Here is a 22,280-nt window from a genome sequence, read left to right as displayed (position 1 = left end):
GCTGGCGCATGGATGTTTCACTTCCGCCGAAAAATTACCTCGACAGATCAGTATTTGGGCGTCTGCAGTCACAGCGAAGCCTCCACCGATTGAAAATCATCGAAAGTTCTTGTGTGTGGCCGTCAAAAAGAGTGTGCGGATTGTGGAAACAAGAGCGTCACATGAAACTTCACATCGTTATCGTAGAACCTGACGAAACGCGTGCACGGCTTGTGATCGACAGTTTGCAGCCTCTTGGGCATAAAGTGACGGTGATCGGCGAAGCCGCGGGATTGGCCCGACGCGTGTGCGAAATTGCTCCAGACATCGTCCTGATCGATATGTCGAACCCCTCGCGCGACACGCTGGAGGAAATGGCGCTAGCCTCGGGTCCGATGGAACGGCCGGTCGCATTTTTTGTAGACCGGACGGATCGTGATCTCACCCAGCAGGCCATTCAGGCGGGTGTTTCTGCTTATGTCGTCAACGGGTTGCAGCCTGAGCGTGTGGCTAGTGTCATGGACGCAGCAATCGCACGTTTTCAGATGTTTCGCCGCATGCGTGTCGAGCTGGAAACAACCCGCCGCGCGTTGGAAGAACGCAAACTGATCGACCGCGCCAAAGGCATCTTGATGAAGGCGCGCAACATGTCCGAAGAAGACGCTTATGCGCTGTTGCGAAAGACAGCAATGGATCAAGGCCGCAAGGTGGCCGATGTGGCCAGCTCGCTCGTGACGGCCGCGGGGTTGTTGTCATGAACCTGACCACGTTGCGCGTGGGATTTGTCCCGCTGCTTGATATGGCCCCGATCGTCATCGCGCATGAAATGGGTTTTGCCGCCGAAGAAGGGCTTGGCCTGGACTTGCAGCACGCGCCGTCATGGTCAAGCCTGCGCGACATGCTTCTGTGGGGGCAGGTTGACGCCGCGCAGATGCTGGCGCCCCTGCCAGTGGCTATGGCCTTGGGGCTGGGTGGCGCGGTCGAACGTCTGGACATCTTGCAGGTGCTGTCTGTGAATGGCGATGTGATCGGCGTGTCGCAGGCCCTTGCAGGCCGATTGCGGTCGGTGGGACATGATTTCGGTTTTTCCGATGCGGCGCGCGCACGTGACGCGCTTGCGCAGACCGCGGATGGGACCGTACGGATCGGCGTTCCGTTTCCGCTGTCCACACATGTCGAACTGATAAGATATTGGCTGCGTGACGCGCCGATTGACTACGCGTTGTGCACCATTCCACCCACGCGCATGGTCGAAGCTTTGGCCGCGAGAGAGATTGATGCTTTTTGTGTGGGCGAGCCATGGGGCTCGGTTGCGGTGGAGCTTGGTGTGGGCACGCTGTTGCTGCCAAGCCGGGCCATTTGGGCTGTGGCCCCGGAAAAGGTGCTGGCCGCGCGTCACGACTGGGTGCGCGAGAACCCGAACCTGACAGGTCGGTTGATGCGGGCGATCTGGCGGGCGGCGCGATGGCTGAGCGTGCCGGGGAACCGGTTGATTGCATCGGACATCCTTGCGCAGTCGGAATATGTAAACGTGCCGGTGGATCTGTTGGAAAGAAGCCTTCGGGGCGAGATGGTGATTTCCGCGCAAGGTGAGTTGCGTCAGGTGCCAGACATGATCCGTTTCTTCGACGGGGCGGCCAGCTTTCCATGGCGGTCGCAGGCAGCTTGGTTTGCAGCACGAATGGCGGCGCGGCACGGGCTGGATATGGGCCACAGTATCGCGGCCGCCAAGGCGATCTGCCGCACCGATCTCTATCGTCGGAACTTGCGGTCTGCCGGGGCCGATCTGCCCGGTGCGTCGGAAAAGTTGGAGGGCAGTCTGCATCATGCCATGGCTGTCGCATCGGAACGCGGGCAGATGATCCTTGCGCCGGATTCTTTCTTTGATGGTCAGATTTTTGACTCCAGCGCGATAGGGTGCTGATTATTTCGGCATCGTGATGCTGGATGTGCATATTGCGCGCCGCCTCGGTGGCTTTGTCTTGAATCACGAGAATGGCACCCGCAGAGTGTGAATGCGATGCGACGATGGGGTCGTTTCTGCGAAACATTGGGTTCAATGCTGAACCCTTCTGGGCACAGCCGCCTGACCAGATTGCGCTTTCCGCGCAGTATCGGTCGGCGGCTTTTTTGTTTCTGGCCCGCGCTGACGGGCCCCAGCCAGAGGATGACATCATGATCCGCACGCGTCTTGCCACCACGTCTTTGATCGCAGCCATCAGCGCTACGGCGGTGCAGGCAGATACCTTTCCGGAAATCGAAGACCTGACGCTCGGCTTTATCAAGCTGACCGACATGGCACCGTTGGCCATTGCTTACGAGCGCGGTTATTTTGAAGATGAAGGGTTGTTTGTGACCCTTGAAGCGCAGGCAAACTGGAAAGTTTTGCTGGACGGTGTGATCGACGGCAATCTGCACGGGGCGCATATGCTGGCCGGACAACCTCTGGCCGCAACAATCGGGTTCGGGACCGAAGCGCATATCGTGACGCCATTCGTCATGGACTTGAACGGCAACGCCACCACAGTGTCGAATGAGGTCTGGGATCTGATGCGCCCCGCGATCCCATCGGATGCGGATGGCAAGCCCGTCCATCCCATTTCGGCCGAGGCCCTGCGCCCTGCGTTAGAGGCTTTCGCCGATCAAGGCCGTCCGTTCAACATGGGGATGGTGTTCCCTGTCTCCACCCATAATTTCGAACTGCGCTATTGGTTGGCTGCGGGCGGTATTCATCCCGGCTTCTATAGTGCCGACAATGTCACCGGCCAAATCAATGCCGAAGCGCTCTTGTCGGTGACCCCGCCTCCACAAATGCCCGCCACGTTGGAGGCGGGCACGATTAGCGGTTATACCGTGGGTGAACCGTGGAACCAGCAGGCCGTCGCCATGGGTATTGGCGTGCCGGTGGCCACCGATCTCGATGTGTTCCCGATGCGCGCCGAAAAGGTGCTGGGCCTGCGGGCTGACTTTGTTGAGGAAAACCCCAACACCGTGCGCGCGCTGACCCGTGCCTTGATCCGCGCTGCGATCTGGCTGGACGAGAATGACAATGCCAACCGTGAAGAGGCCGTTCAGATCATCAGCAGTCCCAACTATGTGGGTGCCGATCCCGACGTCTTGCGAAACTCCATGACCGGCACGTTCGAATACGAAAAGGGCGATGTGCGTCCCGTGCCGGATTTCAATGTCTTCTTTCGTTACAATGCCAACTATCCGTTTGCGTCCGATGCGGTTTGGTATCTGACGCAAATGCGCCGCTGGGGCCAGATTACCGAGGCGCAAACCGATGATTGGTATATTGAAAAAGCCCGCAGCGTGTTCCTGTCCGATCTGTTCGAGGATGCGGCTCAATCGCTGGTGGAAGATGGTCTAGTGCCAGCTGGTGCTTTTCCGTTCGGACATGACGGGTTCCGCCCGGTTGCGGATCAGGCGATTGACGCCATCCCCTTCGATGGCCGCGCACCGAACGCCTATATCAACAGCCTGCCGATTGGTCTGAAGGGCAATCAGGTTGTCATAGGCAACGAGGTGCAGGGCTGATGTTCCGCAGTTCAGCCAAGGAGCGCATGACATGACTGCAATAGAACCAACCCAACTTCACGCCGAGCGCCGTGCACGGCTGTTCACACGAATCAACAAACTGGATGGCTGGTTTCAGGTGTTGGGTCTATCTTTCGTGACCCCGCTGCTCCGCGCTATTGCGGGTGACAATCCCAAAGCACAGGCCAAGCAGATATGGCAGCTTCTCGGCGTGCCGGTACTTGCCATTGTCGGTTTTCTGCTGCTGTGGAACAATCTTGCGCCACGGGTGGAAACCTCGCTCGGGGCCATTCCCGGCCCGGCGCAGGTTTGGGAACAGGTGGGTGTGTTGCACGCCGAGCATGTGGCGGAACAAGCACGAAAGGCCGAGTTTCAAGAACGTCAAGCCGCCCGCAATGCCGAATTGATTGCGGCAGGTCAGACAGAGCGTGTGCGCGAGCGTCCTTATACCGGATCGCCCACCTTTTATGCGCAGATCTGGACCTCGGTCAAAACGGTGTTCTTTGGCTTTTTGGTCGCCACCTTGGTTGCGGTGCCCTTGGGCATCGCCGCCGGACTGTCACCCACAACGAATGCCGCGTTGAACCCACTGATCCAGATTTTCAAACCAGTCAGTCCGCTTGCCTGGCTCCCGATTGTCACAATGGTGGTGTCTGCCGTCTATGTGACACAGGATGGCATGTTTTCGCGGTCTTTCCTCACATCGGCGATTACCGTGACGCTATGTTCGCTGTGGCCGACACTGATCAACACGGCACTGGGCGTGGCGAGTATTGACCGCGACCTGATCTCGGTCAGTCGGGTGTTGAAATTGAACACCTGGACCAAGATCACGCGGTTGGTATTGCCTTCGGCGTTGCCGTTGATTTTCACGGGGCTGCGCCTGTCGCTTGGCGTCGGCTGGATGGTGCTGATCGCTGCGGAAATGCTGGCGCAGAACCCCGGCCTTGGCAAATTCGTCTGGGACGAGTTTCAGAACGGGTCATCCACCAGTCTCGCCAAGATCATGGTTGCGGTCTTTACCATTGGCATCATCGGCTTTGTGCTGGATCGACTGATGTATGCAATGCAGTCGCTTTTCACCTATTCGAACAACAGGTAATCCATCATGGCCATTGTAGAATTCAAGAATGTTTGCAAGGGGTTCGGCACTGGATTGAACCGCAAGGACGTGTTGAGAAACATCACGCTATCCGTGGAGGAGGGCGAGTTTCTGGCCATCCTTGGGTTTTCAGGCACGGGCAAGACTACGCTGATCAACCAGATCGCAGGACTGTCGCAGCCAGATCGAGGTGAGGTCTTGTTCAAGGGAAAGCCCGTCACAGGGCCAGGGCCTGAGCGGGGTTTGGTGTTCCAGTCCTATTCGCTGATGCCGTGGTTGACGGTGGCAGGCAATGTGGCGCTAGCTGTCGATGCGGTGCACAAATCCGCCAGCCGTTCTGAGCGTGCGGCCATCGCAGACAAGTTTATCACTATGGTCGGGCTTACCCATGCCAAGGGACGCCGTCCGGCGGAACTCTCTGGCGGGATGCGCCAGCGAGTGTCGGTGGCGCGGGCACTGGCGATGAACCCTGAGGTGCTTCTGCTGGACGAGCCGCTCTCGGCGCTGGATGCGCTGACGCGGGCCAATTTGCAGGATGAGATCATCGCCATTTGGCAAGCTGACCAGAAGAGTGTCGTTTTGATCACCAATGACGTGGACGAGGCGATCCTGATGGCGGACCGGATCATTCCACTGAACCCCGATGGCACACTTGGCGCACCGTTCAGGGTGGCGATCCCGCGTCCGAGGTCGCGTACGGCGATGAACAGCGACGCGGCATTCAAGCGTCTGCGTGTTGATATCACGAAATACCTGATGGATGTGGGGATTGCCGCCAAGGTTGCCGAGACCCGCAAGCTGCCACAAGTGACGCCAATCCACGGCGCGCCCAAGGCTTATGCCGAGGCGGCCAAAAGCCCGTTGGACGAGAAGTATCTGGAGTTTTCGCAGCTTTCCAAGGTTTACCCGTCGTCGGAGGGGCCTTTGACTGTCGTGGACAAGTTCGATCTTAAACTGAAAAAGGGCGAGTTCGTCAGCCTGATCGGTCATTCTGGTTGTGGAAAATCCACCGTGCTGACAATGGCTGCGGGGCTGAACGATATCTCTGGCGGGGCAATCAAGCTGGACGGGCTGGAAGTGCGCGGTGCCGATCCCGAACGCGCCGTGGTGTTTCAGTCACCCAGTCTGTTCCCGTGGCTGACGGCCAAGGAAAACGTCGCAATCGGGGTGGACCGCGTCTATCCGAGCGCCACACGCGCCGAACGACAAGAAGTGGTGGAATACTATCTGGAACGTGTCGGCCTTGGCGACAGTATGGACCGTGTGGCACTGGAGATGTCGAACGGCATGAAACAGCGCGTGGGCATTGCGCGGGCGTTCGCCTTGTCACCCAAATTGCTGTTGCTGGACGAGCCGTTCGGGATGCTGGACAGCCTGACCCGCTGGGAGTTGCAGGAAGTGCTGATGGAGGTCTGGTCGCGCACCAAGGTCACGGCGGTCTGCGTCACCCATGATGTCGACGAAGCGATCCTGCTGGCTGACCGCGTGGTGATGATGACCAATGGGCCGCGCGCCCGCATCGGCAAGATCGTTGATGTAAACCTTCCCCGCCCCCGCACCCGCAAGGCGCTGCTGGAACATCCCGATTACTACACTTACCGCGCTGAAGTGCTTCAATTTCTTGAGGATTACGAACATGGCGCACATAAGAAGGAGGCCGCATGATGAAACGAAAACTCGTGATCATCGGGGCGGGCATGGCCTCTGGCCGTGCGTTGGAACATCTGCTCGCTGCCGAACCGGACCGCTGGGACATCACACTGTTCAACGCGGAACCGCGCGGCAACTACAACCGCATCATGCTGTCACCAGTCCTTTCGGGGGATAAGACCTATGACGAAATCGTCACCCATGACGCAAAGTTCTATACCGCGCACAACATCACCTGCCGCTTTGGTGAGAGCGTGGTGCGCATCGACCGCGCGGCCAAACTGGTTTATTCAAACAACGGCCCCACACCCTATGACAAGCTGCTGATCGCCACCGGATCGGCCCCTTTCATCATCCCGGTTGCGGGCAAAGACCTGCCCGGCGTTATCACCTATCGCGACATGGACGACACGCAGGCGATGATCGACGCCTCCGCGACGCCCAATGCCAAGGCAGTTGTCATCGGTGGTGGGTTGCTGGGGCTGGAGGCTGCAGCGGGCCTCAAGGCGCGCGGCATGGAGGTGACGGTCATACACCTGATGGGCCACCTGATGGAACGTCAGCTTGATCCGGCAGCCGGCTATCTGCTCCAAAAAGACCTCGAGGCGCGCGGCATTCGCGTGCATTGCAAGGGGGCCACCAAGGCGATCCTTGGCAAAGACCGGGTCGAGGCCGTGCTGCTGGAGGATGGCACCATATACGAGGCCGATCTGGTCTGCATGGCCGTGGGTATCCGTCCGGAAACCCGCATCGCCACCGACGCCGCGCTCGAAATCGGGCGCGGAGTTGTCGTGAATGACCAGATGGTGACCTCTGATCCAGATATCCTGGCCGTGGGCGAATGTGTCGAACACAACGCACAGCTTTTCGGGCTTGTGGCTCCCCTCTACGATCAGGCCAAGGTGGTCGCGGCAACACTTCTGGGGCAGGCGGCAGCGTTTCAGCCTGTGCAGACCGCGACCAAGCTCAAGGTCACAGGCGTTGATCTCTTCAGTGCAGGTGATTTTGCAGATGCGCCGGGGCGCGAGGATATCGTGTTCCGCGACCCGGCGCGCGGCGTCTATAAGCGGTTGGTGATTGAACAAGACCAGCTGATCGGTGCGGTCATGTATGGCGACACCGCAGATGGGTCGTGGTTCTTTGGCCTGATCAAGGATGGGGCGAATATCGCTGCGATGCGCGATACACTGATCTTTGGGCCTGCGTATCAAGGGAGTAGCCAAACGGACCCTTTGGCAGCCGTTGCAGCCTTGCCGCTTGATGCGGAAATCTGTGGTTGCAACGGCGTCTGCAAGGCAACGATTCTGGCTGCGATTGACGAGGGCGCCACAACGCTTGCGGATATCCGTGGATCGACCAAGGCCAGCGCCTCCTGCGGGACCTGCACGGGGTTGGTGGAACAGGTGCTTGCCAGCACCTTGGGCGATGCTTTCCAGAAACCGGCGATGCTGCCAATGTGCGGCTGCACTGAACTGTCCCATGAGGACGTGCGCCGTCTGATCAAGGCGCGCGGGCTTAGATCCATGCCTGCGGTGATGCAGGAACTGGGGTGGGACACCTCATGCGGTTGTCCCGCCTGCAGACCGGCGCTCAACTTTTACCTCTTGGCCGATTGGCCACTGGATTACACCGACGACGCGCAGTCGCGATTTGTGAATGAACGCAACCACGCCAATATCCAAAAGGACGGCACCTATTCTGTGGTGCCACGCATGTGGGGCGGCATGACGAACCCGCGCGAATTGCGCGCTATCGCCGATGCCGCCGACAAATACGCCATCCCGGCGGTCAAGGTGACAGGCGGTCAACGCATCGATCTGTTGGGCGTTCGCAAAGAGGACCTGCCGGATATCTGGGCCGATCTAAACGCGGCGGGGTTGGTGTCTGGCCACGCCTATTCCAAAGGCTTGCGCACTGTGAAAACCTGCGTCGGCACGGATTTCTGCCGGTTCGGCACGCAGGATTCGACGGGCCTCGGGATCAAGCTGGAAAAGCGCCTCTGGGGGTCTTGGACCCCGCACAAGGTTAAACTCGCTGTCTCGGGATGTCCCCGCAACTGCGCCGAGGCGACCTGCAAGGATGTTGGCATCGTCTGCGTCGACTCTGGGTTTGAGATTGGCGTCGGCGGGGCCGCCGGGATGGATCTGCGTGAAACCGAACGCCTTGCCAAGGTCGCAACGGAACAAGAGGCCATCGACCTCACCGTGGCCTTTGTTCAGCTTTACCGCGAACACGCTAAATATCTGGATCGCCCTTACAAATGGCTGGCCAAGGTCGGGCTGGATTGGGTCAAGGCGCGCGTAGTTGATGATCAGGACAACCGCGCCGCCCTGATCGCCCGGTTCGATCTGTCACAAAGCGTCTATCAACGCGACCCTTGGGCAGATCGCACAACACGGCAGGCACAGGCGGATTTCGGCCCCTTGGCGGATCTGACGCAGGCGGCCGCAGAATGAATTGGCTGGATGTCGGGCCATTGGACAGTATCCCCAGGCGCGGGGCGCGCGTGGTCAAAACCTTGCATGGATGCGTGGCCGTGTTCCGCACCCAAGATGATCAAGTCTTTGCTCTGGATGATCGCTGTCCGCACAAGGGCGGGCCATTGTCGGAAGGGATCGTGCATGGCCATGCCGTGACCTGTCCGCTGCATGGAATGGTGATCGGGCTGACAGACGGGCTGGCTAAGGGAACAGACATGGGTAAGGTCGTCACTTATGCGGCTCGGGTTGAAGGCGGGCGTATTCTGCTGGACGTGGCGCGCTTGATCCAAGGGGCGGTCGCGTGACCGCAATCCGCACCACATGCCCCTATTGCGGTGTTGGTTGTGGGGTGTTGATGACCCCCGATGGGCAGGGCGGGGCACAAGTGAAGGGGGACCCGGACCATCCTGCGAACTTTGGGCGGCTCTGTTCCAAGGGCACTGCTTTGGGAGAAACGCTCGGGGTTGACGGGCGTGTCCTGAGCCCCTTGATCGGCGGCGTTCCGGCCACGTGGAACGCAGCTCTTGATCTTGTGGCCGACAGGTTTGGCGCGGCTATCCGTCATCATGGACCGGATAGTGTGGCCTTCTACCTGTCGGGCCAGATGCTGACCGAGGATTACTATGTCGCGAACAAGCTGATCAAAGGCTATATGGGCACCGCCAATGTCGACACCAATTCCCGGCTTTGCATGGCGTCCTCCGTGGCGGCGCATCGGCGGGCATTTGGTGCAGACACCGTTCCCGGGACCTACGAGGATCTGGATGAGGCCGATCTGGTGGTTCTGGTGGGCAGCAATCTGGCGTGGTGTCACCCGGTGCTCTATCAACGACTGGTGGCAGCGAAAAAGGCGCGCGGCACAAAAGTGGTCGTGGTGGACCCGCGCCGCACCGCGACCTGCGATATCGCGGATCTGCATCTGTCGCTCGCCCCCGGTAGCGACGCGGTCCTGTTCAATGCGCTGCTCGTCGCGTTGGCTGATCGCAATGGGGTAGACCACGATTATGTTGCGCAGCACGTCGACGGATTTGACGCGGCCTTGGCCGCCGCGCGCGCGACTGACCCGACGCTGACAGGGTTGAGCGACAGTCAACTGGCGACATTCTGTGACTGGTTCACCTCGACCCAGAGGGTCGTCACGGTGTATTCTCAGGGCATCAACCAATCGGAAAGCGGCACCGACAAGGTGAACGCAATCCTGAACTGCCATCTCGCAACGGGCCGGATCGGTCGCCCCGGCATGGGGCCGTTTTCTGTGACCGGTCAGCCCAACGCCATGGGCGGACGCGAGGTGGGGGGGCTTGCCAATATGCTGGCCTGTCATCTGGATGTCGAAGACCCCTCTCACCGCGCCGCAGTTCAAGGTTTCTGGCACAGCCCCACCCTGCCAGAGGCGTCCGGACTCAAGGCCGTTGATATGTTTCGCGCGGTGGCCGAGCGACGGATCAAGGCCTTATGGATCATCCACACCAATCCCGCCGTGTCTATGCCAGATGCCGATGCGGTGGCCTCCGCCATCAAGGGGTGCGATTTTGTCGTGGTCAGCGATATCACGCAGACCGATACGACGCGACTGGCTGATGTGATCCTGCCTGCTACAGCCTGGGGCGAAAAATCCGGCACCGTCACCAATTCTGACCGCACCATCAGCCGCCAGCGCCCCTTTCTGGCTGCACCGGGGCAGGCGCGTGACGATTGGCGGATGATCGCGGACGTGGCAGCGCGGATGGGTTGGGAAGACGCCTTCGGCTGGGAGACCGCCGCCCAAGTCTTTGCGGAATACGCGGCACTGTCTGGCATTGCGGGTGGTCTTGGCCGGGACTTCGACATATCAGCTCTGGCTGACGCCGATTATGATGCATTGCCACCCACACGGTGGCCGGTCAGTACACGTCAAAAGGGCGGGCGCTTTTTCGGACGGGGTGGGTTCTTCACCCCCAACGCACGCGCACGGATGCTGCCGATCATTCCGCGCGGTTTGGCTTCCAAGACTGCGGCTGCCTATCCGTTCCGCCTGAACACGGGCCGCGTGCGCGATCACTGGCACACCATGACGCGCACCGCGCTGGCCCCGCGCCTGAACCAACATATTGCAGAGCCATTCCTTGAAATCCACCCCGAAGACGCAGCGCAGCTTGGCCTTGCCCATGCAACGCTGGCCCGTGTCTGCAGCCCGCAAGGCCAAGCAATCCTTCGGGTTTCGATCACTGACCGAGTGCAGCGTTATCATGTCTTCGCACCTATGCACTGGACCGCTGACACCGCCCCCATGGGACGCGTCGATACGCTGGTCGCGGCTGTCACCGATCCTGTTTCTGGCCAGCCTGAAAGCAAAGGCGCGTATGTCGCTGTAAGCGCGCTCAACCCTGCATGGTACGGCTTTGCGGTCTCAGTTGGTGCACAAAACCCAGATGCGACTTATTGGGCGCGCGCGCGCCACAGCGGTGGCTGGCGTTGCGAAATGGCGGGGATTGAACCGCCTTCCGATTGGGAAACCTTTGCGCGCGCACTTTTCAACCTGCCGGATGCCGCCTGCCTGAGCGTCGAAGACTCGGTGCGAGGTACGCATCGGCTTGCGCTAATGGAGGGCGGGCGGACGCTTGCTGCGCTGTTCATCGCGCCCGACCCTGTGTTGCTTGCGCGTGGTCATCTGGCGGCAGCGGTGGGTCAAAAGGGGTCGGGCCTTCTTGCCGGGCGACCCGATGCGGGTGTGGCCGATCCCGGCCCGATGGTCTGCGTCTGTCTGAATGTGGGTCTGAACACGATCACCGCTGCGATTACGGCGCAAAACCTGAAAAGTGTCGATGACATCGGCGCGGCGCTGCAAGCGGGCACAAGTTGCGGATCGTGCCGACCGGACTTGGCCGCCCTTCTGACGCAACGACTGGAGGCGGCGGAATGACCCTTGCCCCCTATATCCACGCTATTAGGCGCGCGCCGGGGCGCGGATGCAACCTGACCGCAGCGACCGAGGGCATCTACTTGGCCCGCAAGGCGCATTGCCTCGCCGCTGTCGCCGACCATAGCGATCCCAAAAGAACGCCCGCCAACCTCCGCGCAGCGCACGATCGGCCGTCAGGCGCTTTCGTAATGGCTGAACACGTCTGTGCGGCCTTCGCGATCTATCAAGAAGACGTCATAGGCTTCGCGCTCGGACGCCGGTCCCATACCCGGTGAGCCATAGGGCATGCCTGGGACGGCAAGGCCGACTGCATTGGGACGTTCTTCAAGCAGACGACGGATATCCGCGACCGGAACATGTCCTTCGATCATGTAACCGTCAACACGGCCCGTATGACAGGAAACCATCGTTTGGGGGATGCCATTCTCGAACTTGTAGCGCATAAGCTGCGTGCCCGTGCTCGCCTCTGTCGTCACGCGGAACCCGTCACGTTCGAGGATGTCTATCCAGGCCGAACAGCAGCCGCAGTTGGGGTCTTTCACCACATGCATCACTGGCCCGGTGGTTCGCGCCAGTGATCCGATGGGCCATGTCGCAACAATCGCGGCGCCACCGAGCACCAGTGTGCGGCGTGAGAGAGGATCTTGGATCATGGTGTCGTCCTTTCAGAGTTTCACAGTGGATCAATAGGGCATTTCACGGTGGATCAGAGCTTCACCCGCCTCAACCTCAGCGCATTGGAAATCACCGAGACAGAGGAGAGGCTCATCGCGGCGGCCGCGATCATCGGCGAGAGCAGCGTTCCGGTAAAGGGATAGAGCACACCGGCCGCGATCGGTACGCCCAAGGCGTTGTAAGCGAAGGCAAAGAACAGGTTTTGTCGAATGTTCCGCAGCGTCGCCCGCGCCAGCTTGCGTGCCCGCACAAGGCCCGTCAGATCCCCATTGAGCAGGGTGATCCCGGCGCTTTCCACCGCGACATCCGCCCCCGTGCTCATCGCGATGCCGACATCGGCGGCGGCGAGTGCAGGCGCATCGTTCACCCCGTCGCCCGCCATAGCTACCAGCGCGCCCTTGGCGCGCAACTCTACGACCAGTTTCTGCTTGTCCTCGGGCAGAACACCGGCGCGCACCTCGTCGATGCCAAGCCTCGACGCTACCGCCTCGGCCGTGCGTTGGTTGTCGCCGGTTGCCATGATGATGGTCAGGCCCAGAGCATGCAGTTCGCGGATCGCGGCCTCAGTCGTGTCCTTGATCGGATCGGCCACAGCCACGATCCCGGTAATCTCGCTGTCGACGGCCACGAACATCGCCGTCTTGCCGTCGCCCCGAAGGTCGTCGGCCTGCGCGTCCGCCGCATCCGTGTCGAGCCCGAGATCCCGCATCATCGCCACATTGCCAAGTGCCACGCTTCGCCCCTCGACCGTGCCGCGCACGCCCTTGCCGGTCACCGCCTCGAAATCCTCGGCGCGCTCCGGTTTCAGTCCGCGCTCGTGGGCCCCGGCGACGATGGCTTCGGCCAGCGGATGCTCGGACCCGCGTTCAAGTGCGGCGGCAAGACGGAGCACCTCGCCCTGTTCGCCCTTGAGTGCGATCACATCGGTGAGCCGGGGTTTGCCTTCGGTCAGTGTCCCGGTCTTGTCTACGATCAGGGTATCGACCCGGCCCATGTGTTCCAACGCCTCGGCATCCTTGATCAGCACGCCGGCCTGCGCGCCACGGCCCGCGGCGGTGGTGATCGAGATCGGAGTGGCGAGCCCCAGCGCGCAGGGGCAAGCGATGATGAGCACCGAAACCGCCGAAGCGATGGCAAAGGCCAGTGCCGGATCGGGCCCGACCGAGAGCCAAGTGGCGAAGGCAACCAAGGCCACGAGCACCACCGCAGGCACGAAAACCGAGGCGACCTTGTCCGCCAGCCCCTGAATTGGCGCGCGCGACATGCGAGCGCCCGCCACCATGTCGACGATCTGCGACAGCACCGTATCGGCACCGATCTTGGTCGCGCGCATGGCCAGAGTGCCGTTCTTGTTGATCGTGCCGCCGGTCAGGCCATCGCCCGCAGTCTTTTCCACCGGCAATGACTCGCCCGTGATCATGCTCTCATCCACTGAGGAGCGGCCCTCGATCACTTCGCCGTCCACCGGCACGCTGTCGCCCGGACGCACGCGCAGCATGTCGCCCTCCGAGATATTCTCGAGCGGGGCATCATATTCCGACCCATCGGGCAGGATGCGGCGGGCTGTCTTGGGGGCAAGGTCGAGAAGCGCGCGGATCGCATCGCCGGTGCGCGCGCGTGCGCGCAGTTCCAGAACCTGCCCGACAAAAACCAGCGCGATGATCACGACGGCGGCCTCGTAATAGGTGCCGACACCGTCGCCCATCCGATACTCGTTTGGGAATATCTCGGGTGCGAAGGTGGCCACCAGCGAGTAGAGATACGCAGCCCCGACGCCGAGCGAAATCAGCGTCCACATGTTGGGAGAGGCATTTCGGATCGAATCGATGCCGCGCCGAAAGAAGGGCTGCGCCGCCCAGAGGATGATCGGTGTGGCCAGAACAAATTCGGCATAGACCGACAGACGGTGGCCGAGCCAGCCGCGCACGTCCAGCCCAACCAACTCGCCCATCGTGATGATCATGAGCGGCACCGCCGCCGCAGCGCTGATCCACATCCGCCGGGTGAAATCTGTCAGTTCTTCGGAGGGCTCGTCCGAAGGCACCATCGGCTCCAGCGCCATGCCACAGATCGGGCAGGAGCCGGGCGCGTCGCGGACGATCTCGGGATGCATCGGGCAGGTATATTGGGCTCCACGCTGCGCACGCGTCTTGACAGTCTGGGCATTGCCGGAGGCATAGAAATAAGGATCGACGTCGAATTTATTCTGGCACCCGTCAGAACAGAAATAGAATGTGGCGTTCCCGTAATCCCGGCTCCGTGCACTTTCCTTGATCTCGACCTGCATACCGCAGACGGGATCAGTCGCGACATTGGCCCCCGGAGCAATCTCAAGGGCGCTGTGGTGATCGTGATGAGCCATCTGATTGTGTCCTTTCAGTCTTGATGTGGGGATTCCCGTCACTGGAAGGTCAAGGATAGAGTTGGCAATTCTATGCGCAGCTACTTTGCGTTCCTGTCAGGTTTCGTCGGTCTTTCGTCGTGTTGCCACCCAGAGCAAAGGCAAGCCGGTCACAAGTCCGAGGCCGAGCACCGCCCATGTCGTCCGTCCGATATCGCCACTAACCGCCTCGCCTCCGAAATGCGCGAGGAGGAAACTCGCCGGGATGATGCCAGCCAGTGTCGCCAAGGCAAATCGCCAGGCATGCAAGCGGCTTAGACCGGCGGCGTAGCTGATCATGTCAAACGACACGAAGGGCATAAGGCGCGAGGCAAAGACCGTGGCCGTCAAGGCAGTTTGCGACCCCAGAAGCCCGGCGTCAACGCGATCGCCAAACACGCGCCGTAGGATATCTTGCCCCAGAAACCGAGCGAGGCCGAATGCGATCAATGCACCTAGCTCGGCACCGATGACGACCTGTAGTGTCCCCCAGAGGTGCCCATAAGCCGCCCCCGCCGCCAAGGCGATTGGCGCACTCGGGATCGGGCTGGCCACGACGGCTAGGGTCATCAGCGTAATGATCAGAACAGGTCCCCAGATCCCGGCGCGCGTCACCAGTTCCTCAACGCGCGCGCCTTCCAGCAAGCTGAGGGCTTCGGTCAGCGCCCAAGGTGCGAAGATCCAAATACCAAGCGTTGCGAGCCCCAGAATGGCTAGGCCCGTCAGTAGTGCGGCGCGCAGGATCATATCACATAACCTCCAGGGCGTGCGCCGAAGGGCAGCAGGCCTCGACCATGCCTGATCTCCTTCATTCGACAACGGCGGCAGGGGTGATCAAAGATGATCACCCCTGCACTCTATCATTTCAGACCCGTCACGGTCAGCTTTCCATCCAGTCGCTCGACAGTGAACTCTATCTCTTTGCCTTCTTCGAGCCTGTCGAACATGGCCTCGTCGGACACGCGAAACACCATGGTCATCGCGGGCATTTCAAGCTCGACGAGCTCTTCGTGGATGATGGTCACCTTGCCGTCTTCAGGCTTTACGGACTTGACCACGCCCTTTGTATAGACGGGTTCGGCCCATGCGCCCAACACTGTGACGGCGAGGGCGAAGCTTACGGCGGCAGCGGTCTTGATCGGTTTCATAGTGGTCTCCTTATTCGGTATGTTCAATTGCTCTGGACGTGGATCGGTCCGTGCATGCCAGCTTCCATATGGCCGGGGATCAGACAGGCGAACTGGAAGGTGCCGGTGTTCGCAAAGCTCCAGACGATATCGCCGGTTTCGCCCGGTGCAAGCCGGATGGCGTTGGGATCGTCATGCTCCATTTCCGGAAACTTCTGCATCAGCTTGCGGTGTTCTTCGTTGTTTTCATGGGTATCCATGACGAACTCGTGGTCGACCTCACCCGCATTATGGATGCGCAAGCGCACGGTTTCGCCGGGTTTGAAATTCAGATCACCGGGCTCGAAGAGCATCCCGCCGTCTGATGTCTCGCGCATCGTGATCTCGATGGTGCGGCTTGCCTCTTCCAGCGTGCCGGGCTGGCCGACTTGCATCATGTCGGCGTGGCCATGACCTGCCATTTGCCCGTCGTCGTGGCCATGCCCACCAGCATGGCTGCCTGCGGCCATTGCGGTGCCGGCACCGAACAGGAAAGCGGTGGTGAGTGCTGTTAGTTTCATGGAGATACTCCTCTTTCGTGTCATGATCTCAGCCCTTGGTTGGGGTGAGCTTGGTCCTTGCGCTGTCGTTGCGTGTGAAATCAGGAAGTTCGCCTGTCCATTCCCAGGCTTCGGTTCCGGGCGGGTTCTCATACCAGCCGGGATCGGAATAATCGCCCGGCGCGATGCCATCGCGCACCTTTACCACCGAGAACATGCCACCCATCTCGATGGGGCCGTGCGGGCCCCAGCCAGTCATCATCGGCACCGTGTTGTCAGGGATTTCCATCGACATCATTCCCATTTCGGCCATGCCGCTCGAACCCATCGGCATGAATTCCGGCTGATGTTTACGGATCATGTCCGTGACCTGCCGCTTGTCCGCACCAATAAAGTTCGGCACGTCGTGGCCCATGGCGTTCATCGTGTGGTGCGATTTGTGACAATGGATCGCCCAGTCCCCGGGATGGATGGCGTCGAATTCATAGGCGCGCATCGCTCCCACGGGGATGTCGATGGACACCTCAGGCCAGCGTGCCGCCTTGGGCACCCAACCACCATCGGTGCAGGTGACTTCGAAATCGTAGCCATGCATGTGGATGGGGTGGTTCGTCATCGTGAGGTTGCCAACGCGCACGCGCACCCGATCGCCCAGGCCCACAACGAGCGGGTCGATGTCCGGAAATAGACGGCTGTTCCAGCACCAGAGGTTGAAATCCGTCATCGTCATGACGCGCGGCGTATAACTACCGGGTACGATGTCGAAGGCGTTGAGCAGAAAACAGAAGTCGCGGTCGACTGGCATGAAGGTGGGGTCTTTGGGATGCACAATAAACATTCCCATCATCCCCATGGCCATCTGCACCATCTCATCTGCATGCGGGTGGTACATGAATGTGCCGGATTTCACCAAGTCGAACTCGTAGACATAGGTCTTGCCCGGCGGGATCGCTTTGTGAGACAGGCCGCCCACACCGTCCATGCCAGAGGGCAGGATCATGCCATGCCAATGGACCGACGTGTGTTCAGGCAGCTTGTTGGTCACGAAAATGCGCACCCGGTCACCCTCGACCGCCTCGATGGTCGGTCCGGTGGACTGGCCGTTGTACCCCCAGAGATTGGCGGTCATACCATCAGCCATTTCTCGTTCCACTGGCTCGGCCACAAGGTGGAACTCCTTGACGTTGCCATTCATGCGAAACGGCAACGTCCATCCGTTCAGTGTGACCACTGGATTGTAATCCGGCCCAGTTGTGGGGCGCGGGGTGATCTGGGTGGCCGCACTCTCCATAAAGGCCGCCTCTGGCAAGCCCGTGCTCTGCGCCCGAGCAGCAGCCCCGGTCACCAAAAGGCCTGCGCCTGCGGTGAGCATTTGACGTCGGTTCATCATTCCTTGTCTCCTTGTTCTCAATGTCCGGCGACCGATTCGTTGGCGATATTCGCCCGGCCGTCCCGCCCACTGGACGCCGACCCACCCCCATAAATCGCCGCCATGAGATTGGCATCTGCCAGCCAGAAATCACGCCGCGCCTCCGCCTCAGACAGGTTCGAGCTCATCCGTGCGCGGGTATCGGCCAACAACTCGAACGTGCTGGTGATCATGCCGTTGTAACTGAGCAACGCTTCCTCCTCGATGGTCTTGCGCAGCGGCAGAACGGCATCGCGGTAGTGCCGCGCGATCCGGTGGCTGCCGACGTGCGCTGCATGGGCCGAGCGGGCCTCGGAGCGCACGTTGACGGCTCGTTGCGCCAGATCATGCGCGGCGATCATGTAACTGGCCTCAACCTTTTTCATCCGAGCTTTGCCACTGTCGAAGATCGGTATCGCAAACTCCAACTCGAGTTGCGGTTTGGTGTCCGATTGAAGACTGCCGCCGTCATTCTCGCGTTCCGTTTCGGCACCCGCGATCAGCTCTAAGTCGCTCACGAAACGCGTGGCGTTGGTCATCCCGTACGCCTGTGCCAAGGCTTGCAATTCGAGCTTCGCGATGGCCAGATCAACGCGATTGCGAAGGGCGCGCGCCTCGATGTCGGACCCGTCGACCACCCGAGCGGGCAAACCTGGTAGGGCATTGGGCACATAGTAATCGACCTCACTGCCCCACAGGCCAAGTTGCCGGGTCAACGCCTCCTTCGCCAGTTGCGCATCAAGCCGGGCCTTGGCGCGCTGTCCTGAAAGCTCTGCGTGAAAGGCATGCTCGCGGGCCTGTTCGGCCTTGTTGAGGTATCCGGTATCCCCAAGCCGCGCCGCCAGTTCTGAGCCAGCATCGGCGGTTTCCTGCGCCTGCCGTATCAGACCCGCGGTCTCGAAGGCCGACACCGCCTCGATCCATGCGCGCCGCGTCTCCACAGCGACGCGAAGTGTGTCCTCGAGTGCCTGAAGCTGGGTTTGCGTGAAACGCAATTCGGCTTGACGTGTGCGATCCGGTTGCGTGAAGGCTGCCAACAGGTTGAAGGCGATCATGCCCTCTACAGACCCGTATCCATTAAGGCCATCGGCACCGATCTGGAATACCCCAAGGGACGCGACGGGGTTGGGTTGCATGATGCTCTGCCACACATCAGCAGAGGACACGCCGAGCCGGGCGTAGGAAGATTGAAGGCCGCGATTGTTGAGCAACGCCACCTGCACGGCTGTGTCAGCGTCAATCGTGCGTTCATGAACCAGAGCATGCACGCGCTTGGCATTGGTCTCGATTTCCGAGGCTGACAGGAGCATTACAGTATCTTTGTTCAGGATTGCGCGCGCCGGGCTGGTGACTGCCGAAAACCCTGCTTTGGGGTCGGACAGGCGCGCCACCTGATCAGGCGATGTGCAGGCCGCAAGGGCAAAAGATGTCAGAATTGCAAGTCCAGATTTCGATATGCGCGGCATCAGGAACCCTCCCCTTCGGCGGGGGATTGCCGTCGGTTCAAGGTGCGCCAATCGTCAGGCCCTTTGACGGGACGGGACGTGTAGCCGACGAGAACATCGGGAAAGGTTGTGGGGGGTGTCTCGGCATCCGTCCTTGCCGCTGGTGCAAGCGTATCCCGCGTCGGCAGGTCGGGGGTATTTGCACAGGCCGAAAGGGCTGTGCAAATACCCAACAAAAGTGTGGTTCTCAATGAAACCTCCAGATCCGGTCCAGATTGCTTTTTGGGGGCCACGCTGTGGCCCGTTGCAGTCCAAGGTGCCCGCTAGGCGAGCTGGATCAGGATCTTGGGGGTCTTTGCAGATCGTCCTTGTGGACAGGATCGTTCAGCGAATTTTCAGGCCAAATCAAAGTCATAAGCAAGACATGATGCGGTTCTTGAGCCACGCTCATCTCTGGCGACAGCGCCTGGCAGGCGTGAAGCATGCAGGTTTCATGATCATGTCCTGGCATTGTATGGCGCGATGAGGTGTCGCCATGATCATGTGAGTTAGCGTCATGCAAACCCATATCTTGTACTTGTGCGTCAACAGCGTCAACGCAGTGCTTTTGATGCTCGATTTTGCTTGAGGCCATGGCGACGCTGTTTGCGCCCGTCACGATGACGAGCGCCACGATGAGCATTCCGACCAGTTTTCGCACCAAATCCATACGACGTTTATACCTTTAAGAGAGATAACGAACAAATGCTTTGTCGCGGGTATCATATCGGCAAGCGAGGGTTCGCGTATTCAACAGTGTAAGCATGACAAGACCAGTGCCAACTCAGACTGCGGGCTGTAAACAATCCAAAATCTTGCGGATGTGAACCCGCCCAAAGCAGGTGTTAGCTGTCGCTGGGGGGGCGTTCACGATTGAAGGTCTTGCTTGCGGCGGCGAACCTCGTCCTCGTCAATCTCGCCGCGCGCGAAGCGCTCCTTGAGAATCTCTAGCGGATCGCGCATGTCGCCTTGGCGCTTGTCGGTGAGCGCGCATTGCAATGACAGCAACCGCGATGATGAGGCCCCAGAAAAGAAGCATCCCGGAACCTCCCCACCCGCTATGTCCGCTGCCCCGCATCATGTGTCCTATGGTGTAGGGACCTTCACGAAACTTTCGCCATAGCCTTGGACAACCATGTCTTCCGCAGGCACGTCGAAATACTCGGCAAAGGCCAGCGCCACGGATCCAGCACATTGATCCGACAAGAGCAGGTTGATCACCGGGCTCAGTTGCCGGACCTCGACGCCCCTACTGGTTTGCCCCGATCAACCCACCGACCCCGGCTCCGACCGCACCACCGAGCACTGTGGCCCCGGTGCCACCCCCGGCGATCTGCCCGGCAGCAACGCCGGTGAGCCCCCCGATGACGGCCCCTGTGCCCGCCTTGTTGGCGCTTCCATCCGCGTTCGTGCAGGCCGCAAGCAGCGCCGCCGCCAGAATGACGGCCCCGATCTTCAACCCATGCCCGATCTTCAACCCATGATAGCCCATCGCGTTTGTCCTTTCCTTGGTGCGGCCTGCGCAAAAGACTGCGCAGCGGTGACACCAGACCGGTCCACAGTGTCATGGCCTGACCGTGGTGCGACTGATCTGGGTTAGGGCTGCCTGCGGCCTGACGTCATTTCGCGCACAAATCCCGGCGCTGCGAAACGGCGAGGGAAAGGCTCAGGAGGTGGGTGTTTGCTGATGCGCCATCCGCAGCCAGGTGCCATCGTCGTTCAGGTAGGACGAGGTGCAATAGCCCTCGTAGATCGGCGTGCCGTCGCGTTCGGCCGAGACATGATAGGCGAGGATCGCCACATCCTTTTCCCGGGCAAAGCACTGCTCGGAGAACCCGACCGAGCGCCACCGCTGCGCCACCAGGCCTTCGCGCCAGATCTGGTCGCCCCGCAGGATGCCGACCGGATAGGGAAAGACAAACACCGCCCCCTTGGCTGTCATCGTCCGGGCGCTGTTGGCACCTTCGGTCCAGAACCGCTCTTCCATCGCCCAGAGGCTATCTTCATCTGTCATGGCTGCGTCCTTTTGCTTGTAATCTCATGCGCCATCGCCAGCCCCCCCTTTGTGGGTGAGCAGCGGGGCGGGCAGGCTTTGCAAAATACGCCTCTGCAGCAACGCGCAAACCGGGCGGTTGCATCCCTGCGACGTGATCCGCAAGCGCAGGCGCAGGTAAAAACGCCGGCCCGATACATATCGGACCGGCGGTTCCGTGTGGTGGTTATTCCGCGATACGCTCGACGATGGTCGTTGCATAGGCATTGATGAGGGCGTTGTAGAAATCCTCCTGCGACGGGGCCACCAGGACCCAGTCATCGGGCACCACGCGCTCGCCGCTGACGGCTGTCATGCGCAGGGCATAGCTGCCGATCAGGGCATCGCGGGTTTGGCCCTTGGCCACCGAGTTGACGTTGTTGTTGCCCTCATGGGTGGTCACGGTGCCTTCAAGCTGGTTGAACTCGCCCGAGTCCGGCAGCTTGGTATCGCCATCAATCGCCACCTTGTTGATCTCGACCGAGATCCGCGGTGCATCGGCACTGTCATCCACGGTCAGTTTCGAGGCGATCGCCGCGGCGATATCCTCTTCCAGCGTCGGCCAGTATTTGAGAACATTGTTGTCCTCATAGGCGCTCAGGTCAGAGCTGACGGCAACCCCGGAGAGGGTCTTGCCCGCAGCGGCCAAAGGACCGGCGGCAGCCAGAGCAAAGACGCAACACAGGGCTGTAGTGTGAAGAAGTTTCATAGGAATATCCTTGATTTGCTCTCACCGGCAGAGCCAGACGTCAGGGCCTTGAGGCCAGAACGCGCATTCCCTGTCCGGATGTGATGTGAAGTTCGAACATCCGCGGGCTCTTCGCAGATCCGCCCGCTCGTGCCTTGCTTGTCGCAGGAAAAACACGGCTCGATACTTACATGGATCAGCCTAGGCGCTCGATTCATCCCCTAGTTTGATATGGACTGGGGCCACCCCAACCTATTCCGCAAGCGGAGCGCTTGCCCCTTTTATGACCGCGCC

General features: G+C 60.5%; 20 protein-coding genes. 8 read left to right on the top strand and 12 right to left on the bottom strand.

Annotated features, from left to right (window positions below; genetic code table 11):
• Positions 1-161: 161 nt before the first annotated feature.
• The 8 genes from KBT70_RS17080 (at position 162) to KBT70_RS17045 (ending at position 11,653) form a co-directional block, all read left to right on the top strand.
• The gene (locus KBT70_RS17080; RefSeq protein ID WP_296636980.1) at positions 162-737 is read left to right on the top strand and encodes an ANTAR domain-containing protein; all 576 of its coding nucleotides are present in this window, start codon (positions 162-164) and stop codon (positions 735-737) included.
• Positions 734-1,903 carry a CmpA/NrtA family ABC transporter substrate-binding protein gene (locus KBT70_RS17075; RefSeq protein WP_296636977.1) on the top strand — a complete coding sequence of 390 codons (1,170 nt, stop codon included), beginning with the start codon at positions 734-736 and terminating at the stop codon, positions 1,901-1,903. The genes KBT70_RS17080 and KBT70_RS17075 overlap by 4 nt, the downstream gene beginning before the upstream one ends.
• Positions 1,904-2,154: 251 nt before the next feature.
• Positions 2,155-3,519: a CmpA/NrtA family ABC transporter substrate-binding protein gene (locus tag KBT70_RS17070; RefSeq protein WP_296636974.1), complete on the top strand. Its 1,365-nt coding sequence runs from the start codon at positions 2,155-2,157 to the stop codon at positions 3,517-3,519.
• A gap of 31 nt (positions 3,520-3,550) precedes the next feature.
• Positions 3,551-4,621, top strand: coding sequence for an ABC transporter permease (locus KBT70_RS17065; protein ID WP_296636971.1), 1,071 nt, complete (start codon positions 3,551-3,553; stop codon positions 4,619-4,621).
• A gap of 6 nt (positions 4,622-4,627) precedes the next feature.
• Positions 4,628-6,286 carry an ABC transporter ATP-binding protein gene (locus tag KBT70_RS17060; RefSeq protein ID WP_296636968.1) on the top strand — a complete coding sequence of 553 codons (1,659 nt, stop codon included), beginning with the start codon at positions 4,628-4,630 and terminating at the stop codon, positions 6,284-6,286.
• On the top strand, positions 6,286-8,727 hold the full coding sequence (nirB, locus tag KBT70_RS17055; protein WP_296636988.1) for a nitrite reductase large subunit NirB: 2,442 nt from the start codon (positions 6,286-6,288) through the stop codon (positions 8,725-8,727). Before KBT70_RS17060 ends, nirB begins: the two co-directional genes overlap by 1 nt.
• Complete coding sequence (gene nirD, locus KBT70_RS17050) at positions 8,724-9,056, top strand: nitrite reductase small subunit NirD (protein ID WP_296636965.1); 333 nt, start codon at positions 8,724-8,726, stop codon at positions 9,054-9,056. The genes nirB and nirD overlap by 4 nt, the downstream gene beginning before the upstream one ends.
• Complete coding sequence (locus KBT70_RS17045) at positions 9,053-11,653, top strand: nitrate reductase (protein ID WP_296636962.1); 2,601 nt, start codon at positions 9,053-9,055, stop codon at positions 11,651-11,653. Before nirD ends, KBT70_RS17045 begins: the two co-directional genes overlap by 4 nt.
• Positions 11,654-11,826: 173 nt before the next feature.
• Here KBT70_RS17045 and KBT70_RS17040 read toward each other — a convergent pair whose 3' ends face one another.
• The 12 genes from KBT70_RS17040 to KBT70_RS16985 form a co-directional block, all read right to left on the bottom strand.
• Positions 11,827-12,306: a DUF411 domain-containing protein gene (locus KBT70_RS17040; protein WP_296636957.1), complete on the bottom strand. Its 480-nt coding sequence runs from the start codon at positions 12,304-12,306 to the stop codon at positions 11,827-11,829.
• Between the two features lie 53 nt (positions 12,307-12,359).
• Positions 12,360-14,690 (bottom strand): heavy metal translocating P-type ATPase, encoded by a 2,331-nt coding sequence (locus KBT70_RS17035; protein ID WP_296636952.1) that lies wholly within the window; start codon positions 14,688-14,690, stop codon positions 12,360-12,362.
• A 96-nt stretch (positions 14,691-14,786) separates the two neighbouring features.
• The gene (locus tag KBT70_RS17030) at positions 14,787-15,455 is read right to left on the bottom strand and encodes a VTT domain-containing protein (RefSeq protein WP_296636948.1); all 669 of its coding nucleotides are present in this window, start codon (positions 15,453-15,455) and stop codon (positions 14,787-14,789) included.
• A 113-nt stretch (positions 15,456-15,568) separates the two neighbouring features.
• Entirely contained in the window at positions 15,569-15,856 is a 288-nt protein-coding gene (locus KBT70_RS17025) for a copper-binding protein (RefSeq protein ID WP_296636943.1), read from the bottom strand.
• A gap of 23 nt (positions 15,857-15,879) precedes the next feature.
• The gene (locus tag KBT70_RS17020) at positions 15,880-16,395 is read right to left on the bottom strand and encodes a cupredoxin family protein (protein ID WP_296636939.1); all 516 of its coding nucleotides are present in this window, start codon (positions 16,393-16,395) and stop codon (positions 15,880-15,882) included.
• A 28-nt stretch (positions 16,396-16,423) separates the two neighbouring features.
• Positions 16,424-17,764 carry a copper oxidase gene (locus KBT70_RS17015; protein WP_296636936.1) on the bottom strand — a complete coding sequence of 447 codons (1,341 nt, stop codon included), beginning with the start codon at positions 17,762-17,764 and terminating at the stop codon, positions 16,424-16,426.
• A 17-nt stretch (positions 17,765-17,781) separates the two neighbouring features.
• Positions 17,782-19,092: a TolC family protein gene (locus KBT70_RS17010; protein WP_296636931.1), complete on the bottom strand. Its 1,311-nt coding sequence runs from the start codon at positions 19,090-19,092 to the stop codon at positions 17,782-17,784.
• Positions 19,093-19,564: 472 nt separating this feature from the next.
• Positions 19,565-19,900, bottom strand: a complete 336-nt coding sequence (locus tag KBT70_RS17005) for a hypothetical protein (protein ID WP_296636926.1) — start codon at positions 19,898-19,900, stop codon at positions 19,565-19,567.
• A 233-nt stretch (positions 19,901-20,133) separates the two neighbouring features.
• On the bottom strand, positions 20,134-20,229 hold the full coding sequence (locus tag KBT70_RS17000; RefSeq protein ID WP_296636923.1) for an SHOCT domain-containing protein: 96 nt from the start codon (positions 20,227-20,229) through the stop codon (positions 20,134-20,136).
• 286 nt (positions 20,230-20,515) lie between these two features.
• On the bottom strand, positions 20,516-20,758 hold the full coding sequence (locus KBT70_RS16995; RefSeq protein ID WP_296636921.1) for a bacteriocin: 243 nt from the start codon (positions 20,756-20,758) through the stop codon (positions 20,516-20,518).
• Between the two features lie 174 nt (positions 20,759-20,932).
• A complete protein-coding gene (locus tag KBT70_RS16990; RefSeq protein WP_296636919.1) occupies positions 20,933-21,280 on the bottom strand; it encodes a hypothetical protein in 348 nt (115 codons plus the stop codon).
• A gap of 205 nt (positions 21,281-21,485) precedes the next feature.
• Positions 21,486-22,007 (bottom strand): hypothetical protein, encoded by a 522-nt coding sequence (locus KBT70_RS16985; RefSeq protein ID WP_296636915.1) that lies wholly within the window; start codon positions 22,005-22,007, stop codon positions 21,486-21,488.
• Positions 22,008-22,280 lie beyond the last annotated feature (273 nt).

It is taken from the genome of Roseovarius sp. (assembly GCF_018066915.1).
Lineage (GTDB): Bacteria > Pseudomonadota > Alphaproteobacteria > Rhodobacterales > Rhodobacteraceae > Roseovarius.
Note: the sequence above shows the minus strand (reverse complement) of the source record. Positions and strands in the feature narration are given on the sequence as shown.